Source organism: Mycobacterium sp. (assembly GCF_032162605.1).
GTDB lineage: Bacteria > Actinomycetota > Actinomycetes > Mycobacteriales > Mycobacteriaceae > Mycobacterium.
In genome coordinates this window covers 1-9,674 of record NZ_JAVROT010000382.1, presented here as the reverse complement: position 1 = coordinate 9,674, position 9,674 = coordinate 1, and the positions used below count along the sequence as shown (strand labels likewise).

At 64.0% G+C, this 9,674-nt stretch carries 7 protein-coding genes and 3 pseudogenes; 6 read left to right on the top strand and 4 right to left on the bottom strand.

Going from position 1 to position 9,674, the window contains the following annotated elements; all coding sequences use genetic code 11:
* Positions 1–535 precede the first annotated feature (535 nt).
* Positions 536–1,963 (bottom strand): DUF4185 domain-containing protein, encoded by a 1,428-nt coding sequence (locus QOI01_RS21565; RefSeq protein WP_526384526.1) that lies wholly within the window; start codon positions 1,961–1,963, stop codon positions 536–538.
* Between the two features lie 264 nt (positions 1,964–2,227).
* On the opposite strand from QOI01_RS21565, the pseudogene QOI01_RS21560 reads away from it, so the two are divergent.
* The 3 genes and pseudogenes from QOI01_RS21560 to QOI01_RS21550 form a co-directional block, all read left to right on the top strand.
* Positions 2,228–3,735, top strand: a pseudogene (locus QOI01_RS21560) (amino acid permease).
* A gap of 417 nt (positions 3,736–4,152) precedes the next feature.
* A complete protein-coding gene (locus tag QOI01_RS21555; protein ID WP_526384524.1) occupies positions 4,153–4,839 on the top strand; it encodes a phosphodiesterase in 687 nt (228 codons plus the stop codon).
* Between the two features lie 412 nt (positions 4,840–5,251).
* Positions 5,252–5,368, top strand: a pseudogene (locus QOI01_RS21550) (hypothetical protein); the annotation flags it as partial.
* Between the two features lie 54 nt (positions 5,369–5,422).
* Here the strand turns inward: QOI01_RS21550 and QOI01_RS21545 are convergent.
* From QOI01_RS21545 to QOI01_RS21535, 3 genes and pseudogenes are all read right to left on the bottom strand, one after another.
* Positions 5,423–5,566, bottom strand: a complete 144-nt coding sequence (locus QOI01_RS21545) for a hypothetical protein (protein ID WP_526384522.1) — start codon at positions 5,564–5,566, stop codon at positions 5,423–5,425.
* Between the two features lie 108 nt (positions 5,567–5,674).
* Complete coding sequence (locus QOI01_RS21540) at positions 5,675–6,613, bottom strand: manganese catalase family protein (protein WP_526384520.1); 939 nt, start codon at positions 6,611–6,613, stop codon at positions 5,675–5,677.
* Positions 6,614–7,054: 441 nt separating this feature from the next.
* Positions 7,055–7,680: pseudogene (locus QOI01_RS21535) on the bottom strand (ANTAR domain-containing protein).
* A 122-nt stretch (positions 7,681–7,802) separates the two neighbouring features.
* On the opposite strand from QOI01_RS21535, the gene QOI01_RS21530 reads away from it, so the two are divergent.
* The 3 genes from QOI01_RS21530 to QOI01_RS21520 all read left to right on the top strand — a co-directional run.
* A complete protein-coding gene (locus QOI01_RS21530; RefSeq protein ID WP_526384518.1) occupies positions 7,803–8,408 on the top strand; it encodes a GAF domain-containing protein in 606 nt (201 codons plus the stop codon).
* Positions 8,409–8,809: 401 nt separating this feature from the next.
* Positions 8,810–9,346, top strand: coding sequence for a cysteine hydrolase family protein (locus QOI01_RS21525; RefSeq protein ID WP_526384516.1), 537 nt, complete (start codon positions 8,810–8,812; stop codon positions 9,344–9,346).
* Positions 9,347–9,519: 173 nt separating this feature from the next.
* A partial coding sequence (locus tag QOI01_RS21520) for a sigma factor (protein WP_526384528.1) occupies positions 9,520–9,674 on the top strand: 155 nt, incomplete at its 3' end.

The window sequence follows — 9,674 nt, the reverse complement described above, 5'->3', positions numbered from 1 at the left end:
GGTGTCGTCGGAGTCCTCGCCCAGACGATGCAGAACCCACCGACGTGCGCTCGCCGCCGCGGTATACCGCGCGGCGAGCTTCTTCTCGTCGTTGTCTTCGTCATCGGCCACGGAAAGCCAGTGACGGATCTGATCGGCACGTTCGTCGCTCATGGTGGGCACCCTCCATTGGGTTGGGTCACGTCCGAAAATCGACGCTGCGTCTGCGGCAGTGACGGCTTATGTGACCTGGGTTACCCACTTTGGTGGCCGGCTCGCACGCCACTTGTCGGAGGAGGCTTCGTCGACTACTTCGCGTAGCCGGTTACGGCACCGACCCAGCTGATGAAGGCGGCCGAGTCAACGTTGGCCGCGCGCCCTTCGTCCCAGTACACGAAATGGTTCACGGCATCGCCAGGGGTCTCCGGGCTCGCTGCCGGGTGCGCCGAAACCGTCAGAGCGGTGTCGGAGTCCTTGGCGCCGAAGCGAATTCACCGGTGGTAGGGTGTGGGCGTCGAGGGTTCGGCTGTCAGCACTCGATCCCAGCGCGCGAACCCTAGGCCAGCGTGGTGTGCATCAACATCACGTTGTACGCCGACCACAGCGACAGGTTGTAGTACAGCTCCTTGCCCGTCGACCACGGGTGGAGGTACGGAGCGTAGACGCCGCCGGGGATCTGCGAGGACGGCACTAGCAATTGCTCGGGCCCCCACGGTCCCTGCGGCGCCGGCGCAGTCCTCATCACGACGTCGTTGGCACCGTTGCCGTACATCACCAGGTACTGCTTGAGATAGGTGTTGTACTGGGCCGACATTTCGCCGACCTGGCCGGGGATCACCGGCGTTGCTGCGGCCGGGTTGCCGGGAACCCAGGTTCCGTTGTCGGAGTTCCAGTATTCGTACTTCGTGAGGTCCGGTATCACGCTCGGGGCCACCCGCGCCAGGTACGCCGAGCCGCTGCGGCCGGAGGGGGTACCGAACGTGTACATGTACTGATCGCCGGGCCCCGGCTTGAGGAACGCGCTCATCTGGAAGTTCTCGTTGCCCGACCCTGGCGTGCGGATGGTCCCGGGGTAGACGCCCCACGTCTCGCCGTTGTCGGAAGACACCGCCGTCGCCGCGAAGTTCGTGGACCACGAGCCAGGGCTGTCCCAGTTCCTGATGGACATGAAGTTGAGGTACTGGCGATTTCCGACTGCGACACCGGAAGTCGGGATGATGCCCGTCTCATCCGGCGCCTGCTCGATGCTGTTGATGATCTGCTTGGAGATGCCCGGTCGCCATACCGGTGAGCCGGAATATCTGTTGCCGACCACGCCGTCGGGCACGGCAACCGTGTTCGACAGCGCACCGTCCTGACTGCGGAACAGCGTGTTGTACCGCCACTGTTTGCCTGGAATGCCGCAGTAGCCGTTCGTGTCGCCGAACGCCATGAGCACCTGGTGGTTGGCGGGATCGCCGTTGTCCCACATGATCCCGAGGTCGGTTCCGGTGATGGCGAACCGCTGGATGGTCTTGTTCGGGCTGTCCGGTCCGGTCACCCATCCGACGATCGATGTGCCAGCCGGGTTGGCCGGCACCGGTACGGCTGCCGGTTGAGCTGCCGCCGGCGCTTGTTGCGCTGCAGGGACCTGTTGCGTCGCCGCGCCGTTGGGATTCGGCGACGGCACCACCGCCGCTTGCTGTTGCACCGGCGCGGAGCGGGGGGCTGGAGTGAGCGCCTTGAGAAGCGCGGGCAAGAGGCCCAGTTTGGGTAGGGGCGACGCGTCATTCGCGCCGGTGGGCTTGTGCCCGATCGGGCGGTTGAACGGTGCCAGCCGGGATGGGCTCGGGATCTCGAAGGCCTGAGTGGCAAGAGGCTGCGCTTGCGCGGCAGCGCCTTCACATGGCTCGGCGTTAGCCGGCGGCGCGACACCCATCGCCACGCTGAGTCCCATGACGGCTGCCAACGACACCAATGATGCGATTCGGGGACGCGGCGACATGTCGCACCTTTCACGGGCGGGACGTCGCAGTGACGTCAACAGCTGACCGATGTGACGATAGTGAACAATGGGGCTAGAGGGATCAGTGATCCCTGAACGGTATCCATCCGTGACCGCGTCGATATCCGCCGGTCCAGCTGCCGATCGCACAGAGGCGGCGCGATTCGTTTGCTTAGGCTCGACGACGGGCATGCCCCCTTGCAGCCAATTTCCCGATCACTCGATTCGGGCACCAGGCGGCTGCGATGGAACGGGGAAGCTCTGATGAACCTCACGCGCACCAAGACCGTCGAGCAGTCCATCGCAGACACCGAGGAGTCCGAACATCAACTGCGCAAGGAGCTCGGACCCCTACAGCTGACGGTGTTCGGCGTCGGAGTAATCCTGGGCACCGGCATCTTCGTGCTGACCGGAGAGGCCGCAGGAGAGAAGGCCGGACCGGCCATCGCGCTCTCGTTCGTGTTCTCGGGCATCGCGTGTGGACTGGCCGCGCTCTGTTACGCGGAGTTCGCCAGTACCGTGCCGGTGGCCGGCTCGGCGTACACCTTCTCCTATGCAAGCCTCGGCGAGCTCGTCGCCTGGATCATCGGTTGGGACTTGATCCTGGAACTGGCCCTCGGGGCCAGCACGGTCGCCGTGGGGTGGTCGAGCTACTTCGCCGACGTGACGAACGGCGTTGGCATTACCGTCCCCGGCTTCGCGTACGGGGAGGGGCACAACCTGGTAGCTGCGGCCATCGTGCTGATCCTCACCGCGGTGCTCTGTGTCGGCATCAAGTCTCCTCTCATGTCAACTTCGTGTTCGTGGTCATCAAGGTCGCCATCGTGCTGTTCGTGATCATCGCCGGACTCTTCTTCATCAAGATGAGCAACTACTCGCCCTTCGTGCCGCCTTCGGGCTCGCCTACCGCCGCGGGCGCGGAGGCCACCCCGTCGTTGTTGCAGGATTTCGGCCTGTCGCCCGGCGCGTTCGGCGTCAGCGGGATCTTCACGGGTGCCGCCCTTGTCTTCTTCGCCTACATTGGGTTTGACATCGTCGCGACCGCCGCCGAGGAGACCAAGAACCCGCAGCGGGACATGCCCATCGGAATCTTCGCCTCGCTTGGCATCTGCACCGTCTTGTACGTCGCGGTCTCTCTCGTGGTGACGGGGATGGTGAAGTACACCGACATCAAGGTCGACGCTCCCCTCGCGGAGGCGTTTCGTTCCGTCGGCCACCCTGCCTTCGCGACCGTGATCTCCATCGGAGCTCTGGTTGGACTGACGACCGTCATGATGGTGCTGATGCTCGGTCAGAGCCGCGTCTTCTTCGCGATGAGCCGGGACCGACTGTTGCCCGCAACCTTTTCCAAGGTGAGCCCGCGGTTCGGCACTCCGCTGCGCACGACGATGCTGACCGGGGTCGTAGTGGCGGTGATCTCAACCTTCGTGCCGCTATCCGAACTCGCCGAACTGGTCAACATCGGAACGTTGTTCGCGTTCGTGCTCGTCGCCATCGGGGTCATCGTGCTGCGGCGCACCCGCCCTGATCTGAAGCGCGCCTTCCGTTGCCCGGGTGTCCCGGTGGTTCCCGTGCTCGCGGTGCTCACCGCGCTGTACCTGATGCTGAACCTGCCCGCAGCGACCTGGATCCGGTTCCTCATCTGGATGGTCCTGGGCCTGGTGGTCTACTTCGTGCACAGTGCACGACACAGCCGACTCGCGACGGACCCAAATTACTCCCGTGAAGCCGACGAGGCAGCCTCGGACAAGCGCACATCCGAGACTTCTTGAGTGCCAAGGTGGCGTGTGTGCCCGCGACGAGCAGGGCTACTTCACCCCGAACGTGCGGAACGCGCACTCCCTCAATGGCCTAACCGCCAAGGGCGCGCCGATGGCAAGGCCGTGATCCAGTTCGGCGGCTGTGGAGATCAGACTGACCACTGTCTGCCGATCACGCCAGGTCGGCACTACATGGTGCGCCTTTACCGGCCGCAGGAGCGAATTCTCAACGAGGAGTGGTGGTTCCCAACGGCTAGACCGGATTTATAGCACCGCAACGAGGTCCGGGGACCGGGAACATCAGCTCGCAGAATGTCAGTAATCGACGACGGCGACATTACGCTCGTCGACGAGCGGTGCCACTGAGCGGCCCCTCGGTGCGATGGGACCAGCTGTTTGCCCTCGGGCTCCGCGGGCACACATCCTGGTGTGAACGTCTCTGAGATCGCTGCGGTGCCCTTTCAGTGGGGCTCGGCTCTTCGTCATCGCCGCCTGTTTCATCCCGTCGGCATTCTCGCGCGCGGGGCGCTGGTACGGACCTCGCCGCCGGGTGTGGGATTACCGGTGGAGTCAACGCCGATCATCGGGCGGGTCTCCAAGGCGGTGGGCCTGAGCGGGCGACGCCCCGACATCGTGGGACTGGCACTCCGGCTGCCGCCTGGACCGTCCTGGGCCACGCCGTGGGATCTGCTCCTGGCCTCGGCCGGATCACGATTGGTCACCCGGGTGGTATTGCGACCGGTGAGGTCCTGGTCGGGTGCTTGGCAGTCCAGCCTGATGCCGTTCGGATATCAGGAAGGCATCTGGTGGGTACGGGCCCGGATCGTCTCGGAGGTCGGCAGCGGGCTGGCCCTGGATACCATCTCCGGCGTGATCGAGCGCGGCGGCCTGCACATCGACGTCGAGCAGGCCAGTGGAACCGGCGGTTTCCAGCCGCTCGGCCGCGTGACTCTCGACGCGGTCATAGCGACCGACGATCCGGCGCACGACGTGTCCTTCGATCCGGCACTGCATTGCGCACCTGGCGTCGAGTTGCTGCCGGGCTGGCTCACGGACTTTCGACGGCGGGCCTACCGGCGAAGCCGCGAGGGCCGCGGCAAACAACGAAACGCGTAGCGCGCCACGACCTGCGTCCGTCCCCGTTCATGGATCTCAGGAGCGGCCGAACGCCAGTAGGACACTTCCCCGTTCGGCGAGGAACGCTGGGGAGCGCCGAGGTCTGGGACGCGAATCGTGAGCACTTGCACCCACGTCCTGCTGATGCACCGTCCGGATTGGTCTCAAACCACACCCAGTGGATCCCGTTCTGCAGTCCCGTTCTTCGAGAAAGGCGGTAAGCCGTCGGGCCGTGTGGTGTTTCGACGGCGGCAGGACGGTAAAGGCCAGTGATCGCATGGCTCCTCCGGCCCCTGGAAGCGTTCATTGCGTATCGGGCCCGCTAGAGGTGGTCGTCTGCCCGACCGAACCACATCGCAGCCCGGCGCCCAATGGCGGGCGAACATTCCCGCCCCAAAGGAGCCAAACTTCCGTGGCTATCACCGATGTTGCCAAATTCGCTCACCTCACCAGTGCAGACCTGGAGGCTTTCGCAGCCGACCTGGAGAAGGTCCGCGTTGACGTCGAGTCCTCGCGCGGCGAGAGGGATCCGTAAACTCATCGGAGCGCCGGCCGCCGGGCGGCAGTGGGCTAGGATCCTGGCTTAGCTAGGTGACTCCTCGTCGGTGTTCTCGGCGGCCTGCTTCGATCCGGCCGGGTGCTCGGTGTCGCGCGGGTCGAAACCCTGCTTGGAGCCGCTATTGGCCTGGGAGGAATGCTCGCGGTCGTCCTGCTCATGGCTGGTCATGTCTGCCCTCTCATTGGTCGATCTTTCGAACAAGTGGCCTGCAACGTCGGTTATCGACAGAACAGCGGGCGGTGACGTCCCGACGCCGACCCATCCGCCTCCCGCCTATTACTTGGCTGCGCCGTTGGTCGCGATCTCGGCCTCGGCGGTGGCCTGGATGAGCGCCAGCAGCTCCTTGTCCAAACCGGGCGCGAACTCTTCGCGCCGTTCGGGCGCGATGGTCATCGGAAAACCATCCGGCATTACGGCAGTACTCAGTTCGGTTCCGTCGTTGGACGGTGACGCCCCGCGGTAGAGTTTGGCCGCCTGGCTCTGGTCATCGGAGCTGAAGGTGTACTGGATGCTTTGTAGCCCCATGTCGAGGAGTTTCTTGACCTCCGGGAACTGCTCGGCGTTCGTCTTCGGAATGGGCAGCGCCGCACCCCAATTCACTCCGAGGCTCTCCAGCGCCTTGGCGAAGGCATTCTCGTGAGCCTGGTCGCGCACGATCAAGTAGGCGAGCGTGGAACGGGCCGTCTTGTTGTCCGTCATCTGATAGATCCGGCACTTCTGCAAGCGCCCCGTCGACTCCAACATGAGGTTGTACAACAGGTCGAGCACCAGGTTCCCACTGTTGTATACGTAAGAGCCGAGCCAGGGGTTGCCGGCCGCGTCGACGGGAAGGGCTCCCTGTGCTCCGACGAGGTAGTGGTGGATGTTACTGGTGTCCAACGCGATCTTCAGTGGTGTCGCACCCTTGGCACCCGGCTGATCGACCGGGTCGGTCTTCTTGCCGCTGTAGTCCGGTGAGCCGTCCAGCAGCCGCGAGATCGTCGTGCCGATGAGCTCAACGTGGCTGATCTCTTCGGTGCCGACGCCCTGGAGCAGATCCTTGTAGGGCTTGGAGGTGGCATCACCGCGGAAGTTGATGCTCTGGAACAGGTACTGCATCATCGTCCGCATCTCGCCGAACTGGCCACCGAGGCCCTCCTGCAGGGCATTGGCTGCGGCAGGATCCGGCTCGTCGACGGCGATCTCGTTGATCAATTGCTGAGTGTGCAGGTACATCATTCTCCTTGAGTGGTCGGTTGCGCGCCGTTGATGGGTGCGCTGGCCGTGGGTTGGTCTGTTAGCGGATGGGGCCGTTCGGCGTTGTCGGTTCCGCCCGGTTTCCCGTGCGCACGGGCTAGCCGGCATCGTGACGAGGTCGGCCAAGACGGCGCCCATTGCAAGGGCTGCTTTCTGAACTGGCTTTCCAAATTTCGACGTTGATCCAGGACGGGAATTCGACAGATGAGACGCAGGCATTAAGCGACCTTGTTGGCGATTGGGTACTGCTTCGGGGTCTGGCGAAGCGCACGTGCTTCGCGGTTCTAGCGAAGCGGACGGCTCTGGTCACTTACCCGTGATGTTGACCCATAAACGCAGACCCAGCCTGATTCGTGCGACGCGCAGCGTCTCGCCCGACGATTCAGCCGGCTGACTGCTTCCCTTGCCAAGGCGGTTCGATCAACTCACGGGGGTATCGATGACGCGCTTGGCGATGTCAGTGAGTTTGGCGTTGCCTTCCTGGCTCAGCTGACGCAGCATGTCGAACGCGCGCACGGCGTCTACCCCCGTAGCGCTCCATGATGATTCCCTTCGCCTGGTCGATGCGGTCACGACTCAGGAGGGCGGCTTGCAGTTGGCGTTGCGTCTGACCGGCGACGATCGCCGCGGCGCGTGTGCGGCGAGCACAGTGCCGATGGTTTCGGCTTCGACGTCCCACGTCCCGGGTTGATAGCCGAACAAGTTGAGTGCCCCGGCGGACCGCTCGGCGGTATACAGCTTCAACGACAAGCCACTGAGCACGCCGATCGCTGCGACCGCGGGGAGTACTGAGGCCAGCGTGTGTCGGCACGAAAGTCGTCGGTCCGCACGACCGTGTCAGCCAATGCAGCTTGAACGCACGGCCCTTCCCCGAACGTCATCTGCAGAATGTCGAGCTGATGTGGCAGCTCGGTGGTCGTCGCGAGCGATTGGAACTTGCCGCCCTTCTCGAGCAGCAAGATGCCCGCGGTATCTACCATCGGGATAAGTTCTACGGCTGCCGAGGTGACCTGTGCCGCGGCGCTGGCCAAGAACAAGTTCTGCATCGGCGTCTCTGCGACGTTTTGCCGACTTGGGTCGGGGTAAGAGATGGCCATGATCTCCGTGACCCGCGGCTCAGGGCATCGTTGAAGCGCCGTTTCGCGGGATGCATTCGCATCGCCGCCATTTGTGGCCCGAACGTCTCGCCGGTGAACGTGGACCGGCGGCCGCCGTAGTGGGCAACGCGCACGACGAAGAGCGGCCCGGCCACGATCAACATGCCGAACCCGCGGACTCGGTGCACACAGACCTGCCGTCGGAAAGATCCTTATTCACCGAGTTGAGCGCGCTGTGCGAGACGGCGACGCGGCTGGCCGGTGTCGAAGGCGGGGCGGTCGCCGCGCTGATGTCGTCGCAATCACGTGAACTGGTCTATGCCACCAACTCCGTGGCTGAGCGGATCGACGAACTGCAGTTCGCCGTGGGAGAGGGTCCGTGCCTGGACGCGTACAGCTCGCAGTGGCCGCAGCTGTGTCCGCGCATCGACGCCCCAGGACCACGCCACCGCTGGCTGACGTTCAGTGCCGGTGTTCAGGACCTGGGAGTAGAGGCGGTGTTCGCATTTCCGATGCCCGGCCCGCAGCATTCCCTCGGTGTCCTAGAACTGTATCGACGGACCGCAGGCGCGTTGACCGATGAACAGCTCAACTACGCTCAGCTCTGCGCCGAAGTGATGGGCCACGCCATCGTGTCGACATTGCCAAGTGTCCGTCGCCGGCCGAGGCCACCTTGATGGCGGAGGCTGCCGTGGTCCAACCCGATAACCCCTTCAATCGGTCTGAGGTGTCTGTCGCAGCCGAGATGGTGTCGTTGCAACTAAATATCTCCTTCGATGAGGCGCTGACACGCCTACGTGCCCACGCCTGCGCGCAAGACGATTCTGTCACCCTGGCGGCGGCGGACATCATGGCCGGGCGCCTGGAACTACACGTATGGAACACGCGCGCGCACGCCCGCCAAAACCCCGGGGCGCTATAAGGACCCGCGTGCCGGTGGACTTTGGGCGGAGCGAGATGCGATTGCAAAGGACTCCCGTGAGAGGGCCAACATGCTTTGCACTGGAACCGAACTCGGCGCATTGGCAAGAGATCCCTGCGGGCGGGTAAGTCCCATTACAACGGGTATAAACGTCTGATGTCCGAAACCGCCGTGCTCGTGGTCGACATGCTCAACGCATATCGGCACCGCGATGCCGATCTCTTGGTACCCAACGTCGACCTGATCGTGGAGCCGTTGACCAACCTCATTCATCAGGCGAAGGCCGACGAGGTCGACCTGATCTACGTCAACGACATCTTCGGCGACTTCACCGCAGGGCGGGACGACCTGGTCCGTACGGCGCTGAACGGCGAACGGCCGGACCTGGTGGAGCCAATCAAGCCTGACGAGGGCTGTCGATTCCTGACGAAAGTGCGCCACAGCGCGTTCTATTCGACTCCGTTGGGATACCTGCTTGGCCAGCTTGGGACGCGACGAGTAGTCATCACGGGGCAGGTCACCGAGCAATGCATCCTCTACACCGCGCTGGACGCCTACGTTCGGCATTTCGAAGTGGTGATCGCGCGCGACGCCGTCGCCCATATCGACGACGAACTGTGTTCGGCCGCTCTGCGCATGATCGAGCGCAACATGGAAGGTTCTCTGACGCCAGCCGCGCACTGCCTGTCTTGACGGGCCCTGCGCAACGTTACTGAGAAGACCACGCACGCAGGCGAACTGATGTGCGATGCGCGATCGGACGCGGCCGGCAATCCGTCCGGCCACACGGTTAAACCGCGGGCCGCTCAGCGGCGGAAAGTGAGCCTAAAAACTCCAGAAATTCTCTTAGCACTCGCCACATCAGAGTGCTAATCTGTCGATGCACAGTGAGGTCGCGCCACTACGGCGGACGCGGCGAGGACATCGAGGACCTCACGCAGGTCGCCAGGCTGGGACTGGTGAAGGCCGTCAACCGGTTCGACCCCGCCAAGGGCTCGCACTTCGTCGCCTTCGCCGTTCC